The following is a 21,846-nucleotide window of genomic DNA, read 5'->3' as shown; positions in this document are numbered from 1 at the left end:
CGGTTAGGTGGTAATATCCGGCAGATTAAAAAGAAGGGCAGAGAGTGGCTCGCTTAGCACTATTAAAGCTCCTGTTCTTGTATAAACCTGTGTAAACAATACCTATTTCATAAGCACCACGGCGGCTGTTAGCGGAAGATAACCCTGATGTGGTAATATCGTAATTAAACATCATTTTTATGTTATTCAGCTGATAGCCCACCAGGAATATGGCGGCATCATTTCCCCGGTAGTACAAACCACCGAATACCTGCTTAGCACCGTCGCCGGAGAGATTGTAAGCCGCATTCATGCCAAGCATATATTCCCTTGCACCAGCCTGTGTGGCGTAATATGCACTGGGATTGATGATCACCATATCACTCATTTTGATACTGGCATTCAGGAATCCGATATAACGGCGTGGCACTACGTTGTTACCATCGTAAAAGGTTTCCCTTGGTGTATTGATATGCTGTACAGAGAAACCTGCATTGATGTATATATTTTCTGTTGGAAAGTAAGCGTAATTCATACCCGCCTGTAAATCAAAATAATTAATGCTGGTTTGCGTAATAGGCTCTCCTGTGGGCATTTGTGAGTCAAAGAATTTTCCGTTCCACTGATCACCGAAAGTAAGTTTGGTGATATCTACCCGCTTATTAGCAGATCCTGCATTGAAGCCCAGTGACAACAAACTGCTTTGTCCTAATAACTGATGATATGCAATAGACGCATAACCTTTGGTAGAAGTAAGGTTACCGCTACCCGCCACATCGCGGAGGATTACACCGCCTACACCTACCCATCCGTATTCCAGTTTGTCGCGGAACAGTTGGAAATCGCCGTATACTGACATGGTTTTGTAAGGCACCGGAATGGTAGCCCACTGGTCACGGTAGTTAATACCTATCCGATAATTTCCATCGGGAATAAAACCTGTATTAGCCGGGTTAGTGGTTAACGGCGAATTAAAATACTGCGAAAAGTGCAGATCCTGTGCATACCCACTGATAGCTACGACTATCAGTATAGCCAAACATGCTGAAATTTTAACGATCTGATTCATGGCTCATCATCTTAACAAAGTTACGCTCCCTGATCTATTACCTTTGGTACCATCTGTAAACTCGAGGTTTACGATATAGGCATAAGCATCCATGGGTTGAAGATTACCTTTAAACCGGCCATCCCAGCCGATTCTTGGATCGGAGCTTTCAAAAACCAATTGTCCCCATCTATTAAATATTTTAAGATTGAATTTGGTGGCACCAAATGCTTTCACATAAAAAATCTTATTTAATCCGTTTGGTGCAAAAGCAGTAGGTACGTCAAATAACGGTACTACAATTGCGCTCACCGGACTGCATTTAGTATCTGTACAACCCTCTTTATTAGTAGCAGTAAGACAAACAGAATAAGAATTTGTTTTCAGGTATTGGTGTTGCGGATTCACGGCAGAAGAAGTATCTCCGTCTCCAAAGTTCCACAGGTAATGATCAGCCCCGATAGACGTATTAATAAATGTTACCGGTGTATTTTCTATTGGCTTGGTGGGCGAGTAGTCAAAATCTGCTTTTGGAGGTGGTGCAACCAATATTATTTTGGTAATACTGTCTATTTTATTACAGGTATTCGGATCTACTACAACCAGCTTAATCTTACAAGGGCCGGCCTTACTAAAGGTATGCACCGGATAAGCAGCTGTAGAAGTACTATTATCGTCGCTGAAGCTCCATTGAAAACTTTCACCTCCCAGGGATACGTTGTCCATTTGTAAGGTGGCGCCTACGCAAACCGTATCCGGTACATTAAACAGCGCGGTCACGTTAATGGCTACACGCAGTGGTAATGTTATTGTTTGTGGCGCATTACAGAAGTTGGTATCTATCAGTGTCAGTGTAACATTGTAAGTACCGGCAGTTTTGAAATAATGGATGTAAGGGAATTTAGTTGGCCCCACATATGCCGGCGCTGAGCCATCATCCATATTAAGGATGAATGAGCTGTCGGTAAACTGTCCGGCCGGGGTTGAATTATTTAAAAACAGGTATTTTAAACTGTCGCAAGGTGCCTGCCTGGTGCCTGTAAACTGCAGGTCAGCTCTGTTAGTCCCCAGTTTCACATCAATATAGGCTGTATCTGAAAAATTACAGGTGTTCTGATCAAATTTCACCAGGCGTACGTGGTAGGTACCTACTTTTGTGAAAGTATGCTTAATGGTATCTCTTCCTATTTCCGGTGCGGAGCCATCATCAAAAGTCCATTCCCATTTATCTGCCGGCAAATTGGTGGTATCTACAAAAGTGATCGTTTCCGGTACGCAATAATTTTTTCTGCGGTCGAGGGTTTTTATACCTGCTTTTACACCATCGAGGTTAAAAGCTATTTTCAGGGCACCAAAGTTACATCCTGGTGGTGGTGTGCTGGAATAGGCTCCCGGTGTAGTAGGATATCGTGGTTTAGTACCGTTGGCATTTACATTACACCAGGCACAAATACCCTGATAAATAATACCGTTCCTGTCGAAACGACTGGTACCACCATCCACATGTTCGTATAATCCGGAACCACCAAAATAGCTGCCGTATAACTGACTAATGCCATCGCGTTTCAGCACAAAGAAATAGAAATCCATTCCATCCGTTGTTCGCTGCAATGCATCCGGAGTGATCGGCATCCCTGTAGTACCGGAATTAGGATAATGCAGGGCTGTATTAATACCACCACCCCAGCCGGATACATATACGTTTTCGCAACGATCTACCAGGAAAGCAACAGGTGAAATAGCCGGTGTACCAGCCAGATTCCTGGACTTACCAAATGTGGTAGAATAAACGAGCGAAGAAAGATCCGGTTGTAGTTTAGTGATGAACTGCAGGGAGTTATTATTATATGAATTGGCCGATAATAGCTTAATCGGCCAGGTTCCTTCGGTAGTACCCATTACGTATACATATCCATTTTTATCCAGCTGAATACCATATACCTGATCAGCAGCGGCATCATCAGATCCCAGGTAGGTAGCCTGTAAAATAGCGCTACCGTCATTAGCGATATGTGCAATAAAACCATCGCATACACCACCACGGTAGTTAGGATAAACAACACCTCCTTTTACCGGGAAATCGGTACTGGCTGTACCGCCAGCCACGTACAAGGTATTGAGGCCGTTTAAGGCAATTACATAAGCGGCATCTTCTTTTGAGCCTCCCAGGTAACTGGCCCATACCAGCCCTTTACATAATGGATTTATTTTCAGGACCACACCATCCTGTAAACCGTTATTCTGTCCCTGGAAAACACCGGGTGTTACCGGAAAGTCTTTGGAACGGGTACAGCTGGCTACATAAATATAGCCGGCATTGTCTATCACTACTTCACTACGTGCATCATCGCCATAATTGCGCAAGAGTACCCAATCGCCACCTTCACGGTTTTCTCTCATATTCACGCCATCATCAGCACTGCCTCCGATGACCAGTGAACCAATGATACCGGTACCTGTAGCATTTAATTTTGTTATTGCTATATCCCATCCTCCTCTTGGCCCCAGCAAGGCATCAGCAGGATAGTTAGTAGAAGTAGTTCTTCCGGAAATTACCAGCTCTCCCTGCGGATCTACAAATAAGCTGTGTGGTTGTTCCAGTCCGTTGCCGCCCACATAAGTGGCATAAATAAGACGGTTACCATTTGCAGAAAACTTAGAAATGCCGATATCAAATTTATCCCCGTTAAAAACACTTTGCACTGCTCCGGGTGTAACAGGGTAACCGTTACCAAACACAATACCACCGCCGTAAAAATTACCCGCATCATCATAAGTGGCAGTAAAGCCCCAGTTATCAGAACGGGAGCCGGACACGGTAGAAAAAACATATGCCGGATCAATCACCAACGGATAGGCGGGATTATAATCACCGGATATTTTGAAACCAATTTTATTATCATTTAAACGATAGGATACTTTTACAGTAACGCGCTCATTATTGATAAACTGGTAAGCAAAAGGTAATTGTTCAATTACATCGCCTACAGAAGTATGTATATATAACTGGCCTTTTTTCAATTCCATACCAGTGGGGCCTTCATACGACAACTGGATTTTATCCGGATTAGCACCCGGCTGTATGATCAGATCATATTTCAGCTGAGAAGCGTCAGAATAAATATGTGCATCTATGCCCGGATAAATGGAGTTGTAATTGATACCCTGAAAAGATTTAACATTGGAGGCCCACTTGCTGCGATCGTTACCAATAAAGTAGTTACTGATAGCTTCCTGTGCTTTTTCAGGTACTACTTCCGGATCAGGATTAGCGTTGAGGAAAGTTACATTGTAAGCGTGGCCCCTTACATCGGGTAGCTGCCCTGATGGCCTTGGGGGTGGCTTTTCGCCCTGTTGAGCGGTAGTCTTGTAATTTATATTTCCGGGAATGAATACGGTATCTGCGCGGTGAGAATGACCATGTACGTATTCATTCAATGCGTACATATCTTGCTGACTATACATCAGGAATGTAAATCCTGATTTTTTCAGGTAGATAACAGCCCCATCTAAATCTGTTTTGTATAATACCTCCTTTTCCCACTGACCTTTATTTTCAGTAAAATTCAATGGTGTAAAGTTTGTACTTCGCTGTGCCTGGGCAAACTGTCCGGGTAAGAAAAAGCAAATCATCATTCCAATAAGGCCGGTCGGGAGGGTAAATTTCAACGGGATCAGATTTATTTTAGACTTAAAAACTAATATAATACTATAAACGCAGAAGCCTGTCAATTTGTTACGGGAGCACACATAAAGCCACTGCTGTTATTACGCACCGCCTGTCTTTATACTAAACCTTAGACTGTATAAATTAATAAACGTTAAAACGCTCAGGAAATTTTACTCCAGATAGATTTACTTCGTTGTGCAGCTAAAAAATCTTTTAATGATTGATTTTCAGGTAACACCAGGTCGGTATCATCCTCCAGTATTTTTTCCGCACTGGCGCGGGCGGCATCAAGAATGGCCTTATCGTTGATAATGTCTGCCAGTTTAAAGTCCAGCACTCCACTTTGGCGGGTACCTTCAATATCACCCGGACCACGCAACTCCATATCTTTCTCAGATATGATAAAACCATCATTGGTTTGTACCATTACATTGATACGTTCTTTGGAAACCTGGTTTAACTTGTTGCCAGTCATGAGTATACAAAAAGATTGTTCCGCGCCGCGACCTACCCGGCCGCGCAGCTGGTGCAGTTGTGACAGCCCGAAGCGTTCGGTGCTCTCTATTACCATCACAGAGGCATTGGGTACGTTAACACCGACTTCAATAACAGTAGTCGCTACCATTATGTTTGTATCGCCGGTAACAAAGCGATGCATATTGGTTTGGCGCATTTCTGCCGGCTGACGGCCATGCACCATACTGATATAGTACTGAGGTTCAGGAAAAAAAGCTTTTACCTCTTCATAACCTTTCATCAGGTTTTCATAATCCAGCTTTTCTGAATCTTCAATCAACGGATATACGACGTAAGCCTGACGGCCTTTTTTCACTTCTTCCTTAATAAAATCCATTACCTGCGGTCGCTGATATTCAGTACGATGCACAGTGGTAATAGGTTTACGGCCTGGCGGCATTTCATCGATCACAGAAACATCCAGGTCGCCGTAGATCGTCATCGCTAATGTTCTTGGTATAGGCGTTGCCGTCATGACCAGGATATGCGGTGGTATATTATTTTTTTCCCATAGCCGTGCCCGTTGTGCCACACCAAAACGGTGTTGCTCATCCACAATTGCCAGGCCCAGGTTCTTAAACTGTACTTCTTTTTCCAGCAAAGCATGTGTGCCCACCAGGAAATGAATGCTGCCATCCAGCATTCCAGCCAGTATTTGTTTGCGGGCTTTCCCTTTGATACTGCCGGTGAGGAGCGCTATGTTGACGTCCATTTTTTGCAATAACTCCGAAAGGCCTTTAAAATGTTGCTGCGACAAAATTTCGGTAGGTGCCATCAGGCAAGCCTGAAAGCCATTGTCCTTAGCGAGTAACATAGCCAGCAACGCCACCATTGTTTTACCGCTACCTACATCTCCCTGCAGCAAACGATTCATTTGCCGGCCATGCACAGTGTCCATCCTTATTTCTTTCAGCACCCGCTTTTGCGCACCTGTTAAGGAAAAGGGGAGATGATTATTGTAGAAGTCATTAAATGATTCTCCTACTGCACCAAAAATATAGCCATGCGATTGTTTATGTCTTTTCAGTTTTAATCTGCAGATACGTATTTGTGCGATGAATAGTTCTTCAAATTTTAAGCGTCGTTGCGCCAGGCGGGCCTCGTCTTCATTGCCGGGCAAATGTATCTTAAAATAGGCCAGGGACCTGGGCATGAGCCGGTATTGCTGTAATACTTCCAGTGGAATATTTTCCCTGATCTCTGCAGGGGATAATTGCTCCAGCAATGTTTTGGTAAGTTTTCCTATAGCCTTTGCCGTTAGTCCGCGTGCTTTTAGTTTTTCAGTAGTATAATATACCGGTTCCAGGAATTGTTTTCCGGTGGCAATTTCTTCTGTGAGTAAATCCATTTCAGGATGTGCCAACTGGGTAACACTGTTAAATACAGAGATACGGCCAAACACCAGGTAGGCTACATTTTCGCGCAACGATTTCTGCATCCACTGCCAACCCTGAAACCATACGAGGTCAATAGTGCCGGATTCATCTTTGAAGGTAGCTACCAGTCTTTTAGACCTGTTCTCTCCCATCACTACCATATTGATGATCTTCCCGCGTATCTGCACAAAATCTTCATAACCGCTCAGGGAAGCGATCTTGTCTATCCTGGTACGATCTACATATCTGAAAGGGAAGTATTGTAGCAGGTCGCCAAAAGTATGGATCTGAATTTCTTTGCGCAATAGTTCTCCCTTCTGCGGGCCTACGCCCTTCAGGTATTCTATCGGATTTGATAATATGGGTGTAAAAGTAGAAATAGCTGTTTCGGTTTTTATGAGCACAAAAATAAAAAAGGCAAATGGTAAAATCACCACTTGCCTCTTTTATAAAAAAACAATTATAACTAGTCGGCTATTGCATCTACTTTTCCTTCCACAAATTCTTTCATCCATTCGGTGGTAACAGATTTTGGTCTTTCCAGGGAAAGGCCCAGTGCTCTGTCCCAGCAAAGGGAAGCCAGTACACCCAGTGCACGGGATACACCAAACAATACAGTGTAGAATTCATATTCTACCAGGCCGTAGTGAACGAGTAATGCGCCGGAGTGTGCATCTACGTTAGGCCATGGGTTCTTTACTTTACCCAGGTCTTTCAAAATTGGGGGAACAGTTTCATACACCATCCATACAATTTTCACCAGTTCATCGTTAGGGAGATGTTTTTTAGCAAACTCCATCTGTGCGCTGAAGCGGGGATCTGTTTTACGCAATACAGCGTGACCGTAGCCCGGAACAACTTTACCTTCTGATAAAGTTTTACGAACGTAGGTTTCAATTTGTTCTTTGGTTGGCATACCACCACCCAGTTCTTCGCGCATTTGCAGGATCCACTTGATCACTTCCTGGTTAGCCAGTCCGTGCAACGGACCTGCCAAACCATTCATACCAGCGGCTAATGACAGGTAAGCATCGCTGAGGGCAGAACCTACCAGGTGCGTCGTATGTGCGCTCACGTTACCACCTTCGTGGTCAGCGTGAATCACCATGTACAGGCGCATCAGTTCTCTGAACCCTTCGTCAGAATAACCCAGCATATGTGCAAAGTTACCTGCCCAATCCAGCATGCCATTAGGCTGAATATGCTGGCCACCTTTATATTTGCGACGATAAATGTAAGCGGCAATACGGGGCAGACGCGCAATGAGGTTCATTGTATCCTCATAGGTTTCGCTCCAGTAGTCTTTTTTATTGAGCCCTTCGGAATAAGCATGTGCAAAAGAAGATTCTGTTTGCAATGCCATAATTCCTACGGTAAACATAGTCATTGGGTGTGCAGTAATAGGGAGTGCTTCAATAGCATCAAATACATGGTTAGGTACATGAGAACGGCGTCCCCACATGCTGGAAAGATATTGTACATCCGCTTCAGTAGGCAATTCACCTATTAACATCAGATAAAATAACCCTTCTGGTAATGGTTCTGCACCGTTTGGCGCTTTTGGTAAATGCTCTCTCAGTTCAGGAATTGAATACCCGCGAAAACGAATACCTTCATTAGCATCCAGCAGGGAAGTTTCTGTTACCAGGCCGGTTATACCGCGCATACCCTGGTAAACCTGTGCAATAGTTACGCCCTCATCAATTTTTTTAGTGCCGTAATTCTTTACCAGCTCCTTTACTTCAACGTTAAGTTCATCCGCTTTAACCTTGAACTTTTCTTTTATGTACCCCATTTTACTGCGTTGATATTAAAAATGAAAACAAAATCGATCAATAGTCAAAAGTAATGATTTGTTAACGAAGTTAGTACCATTTCGTGGTATTTAATGCCAAATTAACAACGACAAACACGGCTACCAATCGCAGTATTCATCTCCTAAAAACTAATTTAAAATATTGATTTAAAATACCTTAACTAATATAAATAAATATAATTTATATGGCATTAAAGAAATGTGAAATTTTTCAGAATGAATTGAAAATTGTGAAAGAAGAATACCTTAAAAATTGATTTTTATGAAGGAAAATACCCTGGTTTTTGAATAACAGCAGGAAAATATTTGCGTGTAATTGCATCATTTTGGTGCCCGGCGATATAAATAAAGTGCCAGTCCGCCAAACAGGATATTGGGGATCCACACAGCCAGCAAAGGATTCAGGTCTGCTTTCACAGAAAACACGGTAGCAAACTGCAGAAAAATAATGTAACTGGCGCTGATAACGATACCTACTGCCAGATGCAGGCCACTACCCCCTCTTACTTTTTTGGCAGCAATGATACCGCCAATGAGGGTAAGGATCACCACCGCAAAGGCGGCGGCTGTTCTGCGATAATACTCTACCCAATAGGTATTCAGACCTTCCGATCCCCTGATAGATTCACGGTTGATGTATTTCCTGAGGTCCGGAGTAGTCATGGCTTCCTGGAGATTCTTTTCATCCACCAGGTCTTTTGGTACCAGCGCAATTTTAAGCAGGGTATCCTGCTTGCTGGTCCAATGTTCCTTTAACCCATTCATGGTGCGCATGGAAACATAGTCCAGGCGCCACTTTTTGGTGGTAGAATCCCAGGTAATACGATCTGCCTTCAGCTTAAAAGACATGTTCTGCTTATCAACAGTAGACAAAATAAAATTGCTGCCGCTCTTATAATTAGGATCGTAGGTACCAAAAGTAACGTAGGTAAAGCTGTCGATACGCGTGGTACGGTCGTACTGCGATTTCTCATCATCATGACTATGCAGGTACTTATTCTCAAACGATGTACGGATGCGGTTTGCATTAGGTACTACCCAATAGTTGGCCAGCCATAAAATGCCGCCAAACAGGAAAGCACCTACCCAGTAAGGCCGCAGGAAACGACGGAAACTCACGCCGGCACTCAGGATCGCAATAATCTCTGAGCGATACGCCATTTTGGAAGTGAAAAATATTACCGACAAAAATATAAACAGCGGAAATAGTAAAGCCAGGATATGCGGAATAAAACCGAAATAATAATCCACGATAATTTCATGCAGCGACAGATGATGTTTCATAAAGTCATCCACCTTTTCCGTAGTGTCTATCACCACGGAAATCAATAGGAATATCATCAGGGAATAAATGAAAGTACCTATGAGCTTGCGTAAAATGTACCAGTCAATTTTAGTCATGACCCCAAAGATATTAGTTTATTTTATAGTCCGAACTTTTACAGGCGTGTTTTCAGCTGATTCACCATACCTGTTTTCCAGGTGGCGAAGGTTCCTGCCAGTATCTGACGACGGGCTTCCTGAACCAGCTCCAGGTAAAATGCAAGGTTATGTATACTGGCCAATGTCATGCCTAATATTTCTCCGGCCACAAACAGGTGACGCAGATAAGCCCTGGAATAGTCGCGGGTAGCAAAGCAGGCGCTGTTTCCATCTATCGGATTAAAATCGGTTGCCCATTTTTTATTGCGGATGTTGATAACGCCGTTCCAGGTAAATAACATACCATTACGACCATTACGGGTAGGCATTACGCAGTCGAACATATCCACGCCCAATGCTATATTTTCAAGGATATTCCAAGGTGTGCCCACCCCCATCAGGTAACGGGGCTTGTCTACCGGCAATGATTCACATACCAGTCCGCACATTTCATACATCTCATTTTCCGGTTCTCCCACGCTCAGGCCACCAATGGCATTACCGGCACAGTTGCGGGAAGCAATATATTCAGCCGAAGCCTTGCGGAGGTCTTTATAGGTACTACCCTGCACAATCGGAAACAACGTTTGTTCATGACCGTAGGCAGGCTGGGTATCGCTTAAACGTTGTATGCAGCGGTCCAGCCAGCGGTGCGTGAGGTCCATAGACTTACGCGCATAGCGGTAATCAGACGGATAAGGCGGGCATTCATCAAAAGCCATAATAATATCGGCTCCGATGGTACGCTGGATATCCATTACATTTTCAGGGGTAAAAAGATGACGGGAGCCATCTATATGCGATTGAAACACCACCCCTTCTTCCTTGATCTTACGGTTGGCAGCCAGGGAAAATACCTGGTACCCGCCGCTGTCGGTAAGGATTGGCCGGTCCCAGCCATTAAATTTATGTAAGCCGCCGGCAAGTGACAACACTTCCAGACCAGGTCTTAAATATAAATGATAGGTATTACCAAGAATGATTTGCGCCTGCACAGCATCGCGCAGCTGCTCCTGTGTAACAGCCTTTACGCTGCCCACTGTGCCAACCGGCATAAAAATGGGTGTTTCTATTTCTCCGTGGGCAGTAGTTATTTTTCCGGCCCTGGCATTGCTGCCGCTATCTGTAGTTATCAGTTCAAAATTCACTCTTCAATATTTCAGGCCGCAAAGATATTGAAATGAAAATTACGAATGAGGAATGTGGTGCTGAGCTTATTCAACTTTATCTATATTCACCACAATCAATTCATATTCAATAATTTATAATTTTTATATTAGTTATTTACAGTTAATAGACTATACAATAGCATATTTTGCCAGATTAAGTATATTTATAATATCCCTTCACGCTTTCCAGGAAATGTTCCTTCTTCCTCCTGGAAACTTCCAGCTCTTTATTATTACTCATAATAACGGTCCCTCCTTCTCCTTTCAGGTATTCCTTAATATGCTGCATATTTACCAGGTAAGATTTATGAATACGACAAAAAGAACTATCCTGCAGCAGGAGCTCAAAATCAATGATAGATTTAGACGACACCAGGGATTGACCATTAGCCAGGAAAAAGGTAGTATAGGTATTATTTGCCATGCAATAAATAATATCGGATAACACGACCAATGAAAATCCTTTGGTATGCGGAATACAGAGCTTCATATCCTGTGGATGCTGCACTTGCTTCAGGTTATACTTAAAGGCCTCTATCGCCATCATATTCCGGGCTGTCTTTATTTTCTTTTTCACCCTGTTCACCGCCATGATCAACAGCTCTTCATCTATGGGTTTTAAAATATAATCTATTGCACTGAACCGGAAAGCCTGCAGCATAAACTCATTATGAGCAGTCACAAAAATAATGTCGAAGTGTATGTCATCCAGCTCATCCAGCAGGTCGAAACCACTTTTACCCGGCATGGCAATATCCAGGAATAACAAGTCAGGCTGATATTCCGCTATCAGTTTCCGGGCGGATGTTACATTGCTGCATTCTGCTACAATTTGTACGGAAGGGCAATGCAGTTCCAGTAATTTCCTTAGTGTTTCCACACTACGGGGCTCGTCGTCTGTAATGATGGCTTTAATCATGTTATTTCCCATATTAACGTTACGATAGTACCGCTTTCACCTTGACCTTTATCGCTTTTGTCTGTAAAATTAAGGAGACAGTTTATTTTATACTTCTGGCGAAGCAGTAGTATTCTTTTCCTGATATTATCGACACCCATAGACAAATGAGACGTTTCCTCTTTCGCTGCCGCAGCATTATTGATGCCAACACCATTATCTTCAATACAACAGATCAACTGATTACCACTCCTGGAAAAAGTAATCTGCAATATCTTTTTTTCCTCCAGCGTCTGTAGTCCATGCCAGATAGCATTTTCAACCAGGGGTTGAAGCAGCATCGGCGCTATGTGTATGTTATGGGTGTTTAGCTGCCGGGATACCTTCATCTCATATTCAAAATCAGCAAATCGCAGTTGTTCCATTTTAAGGTAATGGTGCAGGTAACTGATATTCTGTTGCAATGTAATAAACGATCGTCGGCTATGATCCAGATTTTCACGGATCAGATGTGCAAAATGGTTCAAATACCTGGAAGCCTCTGCGTTCCTGTTATACACGATCATCCCCTTAATGCTGTTCAGGCAATTGAAAATAAAATGAGGATTCATCTGCGCATGCAATGCCTTCATTTCCATTTCTGCCAGTTGTTGATTCATCAATGCCAGTTCCAGTTCTTTTTGGCGGGCGTTCAGTTTTTCTTCGTTGACCCTGTTCAATATATGCTCTCTCCATTTTAAGACAATCACAATGCCACCTGTTAACAGTAACAGCGCAAGTATCCTGCACCACCATGTTTGCCAGAATGGAGGACGTATAACGATCAACAATTGTTTGATCTGTTCATCCTGGTACCGGTCTGCAGATCTGATCTGGAACATATACTTACCCGGCGAAAGGCGGTTCATATAGATCGTTCGTTGATTGTCCAGTGGTACCCAGGCAGCATCCTTATTCAATCTGTAGAAAAAATGGTATCCGGCAGTCTTCGTATAACTGATCTGTGTATACCGGATAGCCAGATCGTTTTGATCATAGGACAAGCGGATAGTATCCCCCGGATAATTACATACTATGCCCGACGCCTTTATCTGCTCAATAATGATAGGATGAACCGGTACTTTAACCCTGGCATCGTCCGGTGAAAACACTAACAGGTAATTGCTGGTAAGGGCATAACATTTATTGGCTTCTTCATCATAGTAAATAAAACGGGCCCTGGATATTTCGTCAGGAATCCCATCTGTCTGCCCATAAGTCGTCAGCCGTTTTGTTTGTAGGTTAATGTTGCCAATCCGGGCATTAGTAGTAAAGAACCATATTTTCCCTTTCACTTCAACATTAGATACACTTGCCAGTACGTTGGAGGGAAGCCCCTCTGCCAATGAATAATTTATAAATCTCTTTTCCCCGATTCTATATTCCTGTAGCCCATTTTCTACGCTATGTAACCAAAGTGACCCTCTTTTATCCGCGCTCATGGTGAGGATATTATCTTCCTGCCTGTTTAATCCCTGGTAGGCGGTGATCAATGTATCAAAGCGTTGCTCCCGGTTGTTCCAACGGGCTAAACCATGACCAGAAAACCAGACATTACCATACGCATCATATGCCAGGTGTTTTGCCATATCAAAAGGCAAGGCCGGTTTTGTTCCGGAGGTATAACAGGTAAATGCCCTGGAACGGATATTATAGCGAATAACGATCCCTTCTAACGGGGATACCATCCAGGCATCTCCATTGGACATAACTGGTCCAACGAAAAGGTTTTTTCCTGCCATCACAGGTGGCACCTTCACTTTGCCATAGTGGTAAGTACGGGTATCCAGCCAGAGCAGGCCACCGTTTGTACCGATATACAAAGTATCCGGATAATACTGCTGTATTGAATAAACTTCATTCCAGAGTGCATCTTTGCTGAAAAAAGAAAGGTTCCTCACAATATGCATACCGGCCGTATCAACAATCGTCAGGGATATTTTACGGGAGAAATGTCCGATATAAAGCAGGTTTTTGTAACGAAAAATGCTGTTAAAATGAGCATATCTCACAGCCGTATCGTTATTCAGATAATATGCAGCAAAAAAAGGTGGGGTCTTCTTCTGACATAATAGTCCTATGGAGGTACCTACCCATAAACGCTGTTCTTTATCAGCAAACAGGTAATTACATTTATATTCTTTCAGGTACCTTTCCTTATTAAAAGTAATAGCACCTGTTTTCCTGTTAAGATGAAAAATATAAAAACCTACTACTCCGGAATTAACGGCGAAGGTGCTGTCTGTGAGCCTGAAAATCCTGCTTTCGTACGTGAAGTTATCCAGCATTTTGAAAGGTACAGTTGACACTACTTCCTGCTTCAGCCGATGGTTGTACCAGGTGATGGTGTTATCGCGGAACCTGATCAGTATAAAATGATCCGCATCTACCTGGCCACATGACATGCCACCCTCTTTAGGTCCATAAAAACCAGACCAGGCGGAAGGCAGCTTCATATCAAGCGTTGTATATTTTCCTATAGCCGGTTGATATAAAGCAATCCCATTATCCCGGTAATAGGCCAGTACATTACCATCCGGCAGTGCAAAAACATCCCTTCCATAACCTGTTCCCAGTACATTGCCAGTACTGTTGCCGGGCATAAAATGATCATATCTGAAAATAAGCCGGCCATTCTTATTCATTACATAAAAACCGGTAGCAGTGCTTAATGCCCATGCACTATCTCCCTGTTGTGCTACATCAGCCAGGCTATTCAGGTGCACATCAGATGCGGGGAGAACAGGAACCAGGTAGTTCCTGCTTTTCAGCGTTTGGCTATTCAGACATTGAAAACCTTTACTGGTGAGGATACCGATATTATCAGAATCTACCTTTTTCAGCTCTCTTATAAAATTGGCCGGAATACTATTGCTGTCTGCGTTATGGTAAGAAACGCTGAAAGTATTACCATCAAAGCGGTTCAGTCCATTTTCAGTACCTATCCACATATATCCCAGCTTATCCTGTGTAATGCATAGCACATTATTATCTGAAAGGCCCTCTTGTATCGTATAATGTTCAAAAGAGGGGGCGGTTAACTGGGCAAAAGCGATTGCGCTTTGCAACAGCAGGTATAAATGCAACAAGACATGCCGTACATTTTTCATCATGGGGTGAGCAAATGCTGTAGTAAAGCTACAGTAAATATCCCTATAGGCTGCATGGCATCCGTTTACAAGAAGAGGATAGCCATTAACAGCGGAAATCTGCCGTTACCTGTTTTCTCCTTTATCAAATAAAATAATGCCCTTAATTTCAACAACGAATCAACGAGGCAATGCGCCATACCCCAAAAGAAACAAACCCGAAATAGGCATAACAGTCATGTCACTGTTTAACAACTGTCAGGCAATTAATGTACAAGTAAGCACCCCAATTTTATAATCAACCCTTCAATTATGAACTCAGAAATTTTCAGGTTTTCAGCCATTCGTCCCCCTCAGCAAGTACCTGTTGCTACTGCCACAGATAATAGTATTGCACTACACAAAAACACCAGCCCTTTCCTGGATGCACTGCGGCAACAACGTCTTACTAATTCGAGAAGCGCCATGCTGGCGTTGAAAGATACGTATGTGAAGTCGGTAGATTTTCTGTATACAACGCAACAACTGGATGCCCCTTATGCAGCCTTTTATGTCTTTGCACTCAATGGTCAGAATAAGCTGACCAATGCATTGCTCAATGCTGAGTTTACAAAGGACTTTGGTACTACGCCCAATAAAATCGTGGGCACCGATCCATTTAAAGCCTTGTCCCTGAAAGTAGTTAACAGCCTGGTAGCAGCTATTATGGATGCTTCCATTACACCCGCTAAGAAATTATTTATTACTAAACTGGTATATCTTTTTGAGATCATTCAAAGATTATCTGCTAACGATACCCGTGATCCAAATCTTGCTTTCAAAGCTAAGATCTTATTGCCTGATGGTATATTTCCACTCCCATTAGTCGGCGATAGCCTTGCTGCACAGCGAAAAGATGACGCAGCAAAAAAGAAAGCGGCCGACGACGCCAAACAAAAAAAGACACTTGAACTGGCCACAACATTGAATCGCTATAATGGCGCGGTAAAAGAAATTATTAGCGCCTATGAAAAAAGTAATATCCTGGAATCTCCTTACGGCGGGACTATAACTACCCCTCCTACACCTGCAGCAGCTACTGCAAGCGCTCCGGTAAGGAAATTTACACTGCCGGTTGCTGCATACGCACAATTAAGCAACGATACCAAAGATGTGATAAAAAATATCGGTATAACAGATACGGAGATTGACATCGTAAAATCCACATTCCTGGTACAGAAACAGGCGAGTGAAATAGCCCAGCAACTATATAATAATCCGAGCAACGGGAAAGTAATGGTACGCATTGGCAACAATATTTTACCAGTAGAAAATATAGTGCTGAACGGTAACATACTGATAGATGACGGCACATCCGTACCAACACCCGGCATCTGTCCGCCTGCTACGTTGGCCAGTGACCCAACAATGGGCGATATTACCTTACCATCCGGGCATGGAGAAGCCAGGATATTAGGTATTGCCGACCTGATGATCGTTGAACAGGAATTATTGCGTTACGAACAGGGCGAAATTGCCCATGTTGAAAATGTATTGAAAAGTGAAATGCGGGAACGCAAACTGCGCACTTTAACATCGATAGAAGTAACCAATACCACTGAAACCCAGATAACAGATACAAAAGAAAAAGACCTCAGCTCTACAGAAAGATATGAATTGCAAAGCCAGACACAGCAGGTGATCAGTGACAATAGTAGTAAACAGACGGGCATCACGGTGAATGCTTCCTACGGTCCATCTGTAAGTGTTACCGCCAATTACAATACCAGTAACAGTAGTGCCCAACAGGATTCAAAAACTGCTTCTTCCAATTTTGCCAGGGAAACCACTTCCCGCGCGGTTAGCCGTATTGAACAACGCACACTGGAAAGCCGGGTGTTAAAAACACTCCAGGAAACGGAAGAAACCAACACACATAGCTTTGACAATAAAGCTGGTACAGATAATATATCCGGCGTTTATCGCTGGCTGGATAAATATTATCACGCACAGATCATCAATTATGGCAAACGCCTGATGCTGGAATTTGTAGTACCGGAACCAGCAGCATTCCTGCGTTATGCCCTTGCCAAACAACCGGCGGAAGACATTACGGTGGCTAAACCGGATGCCCCCGGCTACTGTATGCCCGACAGGCAAACTTTTGTTTCTTTGAAAGTACAGGATGTTACAAGGGATAACTATCTCTATTGGGTAAGCAAATATAATGTAGAGGATGTAACCCCTCCGCCTCCTGCTATTTCGATAGCGTCTGTAGCAAAAAACGTAGATGGTATAAGTGCTACCAACCAGGGCGGCACTACGCTGCTCAATTCCAGTATGATTGAAGATGTGGGTATCCAGGAAGGCTATATACCCAAGAGTGCGAATATCAATGTATATGGCGAAAACCAGGTGGATGATTTCAAGCATGTGACCATCCAGATCCAGAATAAACAACTCATCTACCGGAACGCTGTAGATGAATTCGGGTTTATAGAGTTACTACCCATCAAAACCAATAAGCTACCTATAACGATCAATTCAGCAAGTTTCAATAACTACGAAGTGCTGATTACCGTGCTATGCACCCTTTCTCCTGAAAAATTCCAGGAATGGCAGCTAAATACATTCAAGGCCATCATGAATGCCTATAATGACCAGAAAACAAAGTACGATAATGCAATAGCCACACTGAAAATACAGGCAAATATCGGGGTGATACAAGGTACAAACCCTGCCCAGAACCGTGAAACAGAACAAATAGAATTAAAAAGAGGTTGCATTTCTTTGCTCACTGGCCAACGCTTTGAGCTGTTTGATGCAATGAACCGGAATGTAGCGCCATACGGTTATCCTGAAATTGATTTCGCGGAAGCAAAAGCTGAAGGACCTTATATTGAATTCTTTGAACAGGCATGCGAATGGACTAACATAACCTATGTATTTTATCCTTATTTCTGGAGCAAAAAAGATGAATGGATCACACTAATAAAATTAGATGATACGGATCCCCTCTTTGGTAAATTTTTACAGGCAGGTGCTGCCAGGGTACAATTACCAGTGCGGCCGGGTTTCGAAAATAGCATGTTGAATTACCTTACACTGGGGGAAATCTGGAATGGAGAAGCGCCTATGGTTAATACCGATGGAGGTAACGCCGATCCTTTACAACTCTCTATCCTGGACGAACTGAAAGCCCAGCTTGGCAACAGTAATTATGAAGGTAACGGAAAGATCAATGTTAACAACGGCTCAGACGCTATTACTGGTATAAGTACGGAATTCACAGCAGACGACGAAAACAGACGGATCATTATTTCAGGGAAGACTTATATCATTAAAACAGTAGTTAATACGACACAGATCCAGTTAAGGACTGCCTACGCAGATACCTCTACTACTGGTATCGGCTACTCTCTCGGTGCAAAGCTGGTGGGCGAGCCCTGGGAAGTAAAAATACCTACCAGCCTGGTTAGAATTGATCCAAATCCTCAATCCATCATTCTTTAATTATGCAGTTATACACTTTATTATGTGGTCCGGTCCTAAGAAGGGTTGAGCCCTCAAAAGTCTGTATCTGGCTGGCTACGAGCATTCAACCTGAAGAGTGTGATGCCATTATTAATCTGCTTTATAAGAATAAAGGAGATAATAAATGGATAGAAAAATATATTATCACCCATACAAAATACAATGTTCACCAACTGGGCAGTAACCTGTTTGTTATTTTACTGGAAATAACACCCGCCGAAGGAGAAAGTGCATTTAAGCCATTAACACCATATGGGTATGATATTCACTTCCGGTTTAGTGAAACAGATAAAGTAATCCTGAATGACAAAGATATCTACTCAAAAAAGGGTGCAGAAAAAGAAGTGTTCTTTACTAAAATTTATAATACACAAAAACAATATTCTTACGCCGATTTACCCTACCCGGTATTTGTTATCCCTCAACAGGATACTCCCAATACAAGAATTTTTTATGGTTCCTGTAGAAAAACCCACGGACATGGAAGTGATGCGTTAAATACAGCTGCTAAATACCTGGAAGAACAATGGAAGACTTACAGTGGTAATCAAAAAAAAGAGATACCGGATCATGTTATATTCCACCTGGGCGACCAGATATATACAGACGATCTGAATGAAAAAGTTTTTGACGCGGTACAGGATCTTGCCCTTTCGATAATGGGATATGAGGAAATAATTCCTGCCTATGTCAATGCAAAGGAAATAACGAATAAGGGCCTGACTATTTTTTTATATAATTATCTGGACGGAGTAGCAGGTTTTGAAATAGAAGATCTCAATCTTCCGGCTAAAATAACTTATGCTGATAAAAGCATTCCTGGCAATAGAAGGAAAAACATTCATACTTTCGTTGTGGCTTATTTAGGGGTACCGAACTGTAATTTTATTCCCAATATCCTATTAATTAATAGGGGTTTAATATATAATTTAATAGATAAAAGAGCGCCTGATATACTTGAACATTTTCTGGCTCATTCTCCACTGATTGATTTAAATGAAGTGCTCCCCCGTGAATACCTCAGAACGAACTTACCTACTCAACTGGTAAAGGTGAAAGATATAAAATATAAAGACAGAAAAGGTTTTGTGAGAAGAAATAGTTCTATCACTACGGAAGATGATGGTCACCTCATTTCAATGGGTGAATTTGCAGCGTTGTACTTATTAAATTGGGGAAGGTTTAAAGTAGATACCACCGGTTACAAAGTGGAAGCGATACCGGCAACCATAGCAGACCAATTCAGCTCCGTCTGGCTTGAAAAAGAGGAGAATTTAGAAGGCCTCATAAAGATGAATGCAAATGTGATCAGGTTATTTGCCAATGTTCCTTCCTATATGATCTTTGATGACCATGATGTAACGGATGACTGGAATTGTGATATAATATGGAGAAATGCAGTTGAACGTTCAGTAACAGGCAAAAGATTAGTCTCCAATGCATTGGCCGCCTATTGGGCATTCCAGGGCTGGGGAAACAATCCCGGTAATTATCCTGATGATTTTATCAGTGCAATGATAGATCATTTGAAAAATCCACTTTACAACCAGGGTGTTGATGATCAGTCAAAAGCAAAAAAATTTGAAGACAGTTTGTTTGCATTTCAGGACTGGGCTTTTATTGCTCCAACAAATCCCATTGGTATTTTTTTAGATAACAGAACATTAAGAGGTGGGGCAGAAGAGATGGATTATAATACCAGTCTGAATGAAAATAAAATGTATAAAGGAGCCCGTTTAATGTCCCAGGTAGCATTCGACAAAATAGAAGCTTTAATCAAGTCCGTGAACTACAAGAGTGGCACACCCCTTATATGCTGCGCCCCCACTCCCATCATTGGATCTACACTTTTTGAAGCAGGGCAACTTCATATGGTTGATGGTACCTTTAACACTGACACAATCCTTGCCGGTTTCAAGCCCAAATCTACCGGCAGATACGATAATGACTATGAATGTTGGCGTGCCAATCCAAGAGGGAAATATGAGTTCTTTAATTTCATTGATACTAAAATAAAGCCCTCAAAGGTGATCATTCTTTCCGGTGATGTCCATTATGGCTTCCATACAAAATGTATACTCAGCAGTTCACTCACCCGATCAAATTATGATATTGATCAATTCTCTAGTAGCGCATTAAAAAATAATACTTTAGATAAACTGGATAAGATAAACCTGTTAGCGGATCTTTCCTTTTTTGATACAAAAGATGAGAAATACAAACAGGTAAATGAACTTTACCCTTTTCCAAATCCCATTGGTTCGCAGGCGCTTACTCCACATTTTGCACTAAAAGGACATTTAGTAAAATATACTAAAATCATTGATGAAGATACCTGGTTAATCTTTCGAAATAATATTGGATTATTGAATGTATCAGAACTGGGTAAAACATTGATTACATCAAATCTCTTTTTATATGCTGCATATTATGATAGTCCGGTAATCGTATCGGCTCCTGCACCCTTGGCTCATTTTCATCTGCCAAAGGTGAGGACTATGTAGTAACAAAGGCAGATTCAATGCTATTCCAGTAAAACCATCGTGGGGATCCGTTGCGCTATGTGTTTTCTCAGTTCTCCCCGGGAGGTTACGTATAACAAATTGCTTATTACATTAAATGCTCCCGGTTTGTTTTTACCTGGTCGCTGATTCAATGTATCAAGAGCAGTAGCTTTTTTTACTGGTTTCCTGCATGTTACCGCTTGTAATACGGCAGTGATGGTGGGTATGGCAATTTCCGCTTTCAGCATTTTCATCGCTATACCAGTGAGTTTTCTATACAGGACATGTTTCTTTTGTTCCTTCGGCAAGGCCCGGTATACAGCTGCTGCCATACGAGAAGCTGTTGCCAGGATACCGGCATACTTCATCGTATTGCGAAAGACGGGGTCTTTTTTTACGCGCTTGCCGCTAAGCGTGCTTTTTCTTCGCAAATAATATTTGTCGCCCAGTTTGTAAAAACAACATATGCCGATGGTACCTACATATACAACCGGTCCGCTTTGCCATGCCATAACAGGATGATTTTAAATGAATTTAAAGAATATCCAGGTCAGGGGCAAGTGTATTAACAATTTCTTCGATTACCATTAACAAATGATGCACTTCTTAGTGTCTTCCTCCTATCATCCTCCTATTATCAGTCGGAGTAAAAGCGCATATTACCGACATCTGGTGCAAAAGCGCTTGTACTCAATTTAAAAACAGTTTTTTTTAGCCTTAGCCAGGCTCATTATTGCCGGCAACTTTGTAATTCTCATTCTATCATTCGTAATTAATTATTTTACAGATAATAAAAATATTATATTT

At 42.3% G+C, this 21,846-nt stretch carries 11 protein-coding genes; 2 read left to right on the top strand and 9 right to left on the bottom strand.

Annotation, left to right across the window (positions count from 1 at the left end):
* Nucleotides 1–25: 25 nt before the first annotated feature.
* From CLV51_RS07555 to CLV51_RS07520, 8 genes are all read right to left on the bottom strand, one after another.
* The gene (locus tag CLV51_RS07555; protein WP_245898648.1) at nucleotides 26–1,018 is read right to left on the bottom strand and encodes a PorP/SprF family type IX secretion system membrane protein; all 993 of its coding nucleotides are present in this window, start codon (nucleotides 1,016–1,018) and stop codon (nucleotides 26–28) included.
* Nucleotides 1,019–1,054: 36 nt separating this feature from the next.
* Nucleotides 1,055–4,696, bottom strand: a complete 3,642-nt coding sequence (locus CLV51_RS07550; protein WP_106527354.1) for a DUF7948 domain-containing protein — start codon at nucleotides 4,694–4,696, stop codon at nucleotides 1,055–1,057.
* A gap of 161 nt (nucleotides 4,697–4,857) precedes the next feature.
* Complete coding sequence (recG, locus tag CLV51_RS07545; RefSeq protein ID WP_281261515.1) at nucleotides 4,858–7,026, bottom strand: ATP-dependent DNA helicase RecG; 2,169 nt, start codon at nucleotides 7,024–7,026, stop codon at nucleotides 4,858–4,860.
* A 29-nt stretch (nucleotides 7,027–7,055) separates the two neighbouring features.
* Nucleotides 7,056–8,384: a citrate (Si)-synthase, eukaryotic gene (locus tag CLV51_RS07540; protein ID WP_106527353.1), complete on the bottom strand. Its 1,329-nt coding sequence runs from the start codon at nucleotides 8,382–8,384 to the stop codon at nucleotides 7,056–7,058.
* Nucleotides 8,385–8,726: 342 nt separating this feature from the next.
* Nucleotides 8,727–9,806: an LptF/LptG family permease gene (locus tag CLV51_RS07535; RefSeq protein ID WP_106527352.1), complete on the bottom strand. Its 1,080-nt coding sequence runs from the start codon at nucleotides 9,804–9,806 to the stop codon at nucleotides 8,727–8,729.
* Nucleotides 9,807–9,844: 38 nt separating this feature from the next.
* A complete protein-coding gene (tgt, locus tag CLV51_RS07530; protein ID WP_106527351.1) occupies nucleotides 9,845–10,975 on the bottom strand; it encodes a tRNA guanosine(34) transglycosylase Tgt in 1,131 nt (376 codons plus the stop codon).
* Between the two features lie 175 nt (nucleotides 10,976–11,150).
* On the bottom strand, nucleotides 11,151–11,915 hold the full coding sequence (locus tag CLV51_RS07525) for a LytR/AlgR family response regulator transcription factor (RefSeq protein WP_158266946.1): 765 nt from the start codon (nucleotides 11,913–11,915) through the stop codon (nucleotides 11,151–11,153).
* Complete coding sequence (locus tag CLV51_RS07520; RefSeq protein WP_106527349.1) at nucleotides 11,912–15,046, bottom strand: sensor histidine kinase; 3,135 nt, start codon at nucleotides 15,044–15,046, stop codon at nucleotides 11,912–11,914. Before CLV51_RS07520 ends, CLV51_RS07525 begins: the two co-directional genes overlap by 4 nt.
* A gap of 288 nt (nucleotides 15,047–15,334) precedes the next feature.
* On the opposite strand from CLV51_RS07520, the gene CLV51_RS07515 reads away from it, so the two are divergent.
* Nucleotides 15,335–18,514: a hypothetical protein gene (locus CLV51_RS07515; protein ID WP_106527348.1), complete on the top strand. Its 3,180-nt coding sequence runs from the start codon at nucleotides 15,335–15,337 to the stop codon at nucleotides 18,512–18,514.
* Nucleotides 18,515–18,516: 2 nt separating this feature from the next.
* On the top strand, nucleotides 18,517–21,039 hold the full coding sequence (locus CLV51_RS07510) for a metallophosphoesterase family protein (protein ID WP_106527347.1): 2,523 nt from the start codon (nucleotides 18,517–18,519) through the stop codon (nucleotides 21,037–21,039).
* 20 nt (nucleotides 21,040–21,059) lie between these two features.
* Here the strand turns inward: CLV51_RS07510 and CLV51_RS07505 are convergent, their stop codons facing one another.
* A complete protein-coding gene (locus CLV51_RS07505) occupies nucleotides 21,060–21,551 on the bottom strand; it encodes a hypothetical protein (RefSeq protein WP_106527346.1) in 492 nt (163 codons plus the stop codon).
* Between the last annotated feature and the right edge of the window lie 295 nt (nucleotides 21,552–21,846).

The organism is Chitinophaga niastensis (genome assembly GCF_003014755.1).
GTDB lineage: Bacteria > Bacteroidota > Bacteroidia > Chitinophagales > Chitinophagaceae > Chitinophaga > Chitinophaga niastensis.
This window is presented reverse-complemented; position numbering and strand designations above follow the sequence as displayed.

Excerpts from the sequence above, each read along its gene's own strand:
- CLV51_RS07540 (WP_106527353.1), bottom strand. The coding sequence starts at position 8,384 with ATGGGGTACATAAAAGAAAAGTTCAAGGTTAAAGCGGATGAACTTAAC.
- CLV51_RS07535 (WP_106527352.1), bottom strand. The coding sequence starts at position 9,806 with ATGACTAAAATTGACTGGTACATTTTACGCAAGCTCATAGGTACTTTC.
- CLV51_RS07525 (WP_158266946.1), bottom strand. The coding sequence starts at position 11,915 with ATGATTAAAGCCATCATTACAGACGACGAGCCCCGTAGTGTGGAAACA.
- CLV51_RS07520 (WP_106527349.1), bottom strand. The coding sequence starts at position 15,046 with ATGATGAAAAATGTACGGCATGTCTTGTTGCATTTATACCTGCTGTTG.
- CLV51_RS07515 (WP_106527348.1), top strand. The coding sequence starts at position 15,335 with ATGAACTCAGAAATTTTCAGGTTTTCAGCCATTCGTCCCCCTCAGCAA.
- CLV51_RS07510 (WP_106527347.1), top strand. The coding sequence starts at position 18,517 with ATGCAGTTATACACTTTATTATGTGGTCCGGTCCTAAGAAGGGTTGAG.
- CLV51_RS07505 (WP_106527346.1), bottom strand. The coding sequence starts at position 21,551 with ATGGCATGGCAAAGCGGACCGGTTGTATATGTAGGTACCATCGGCATA.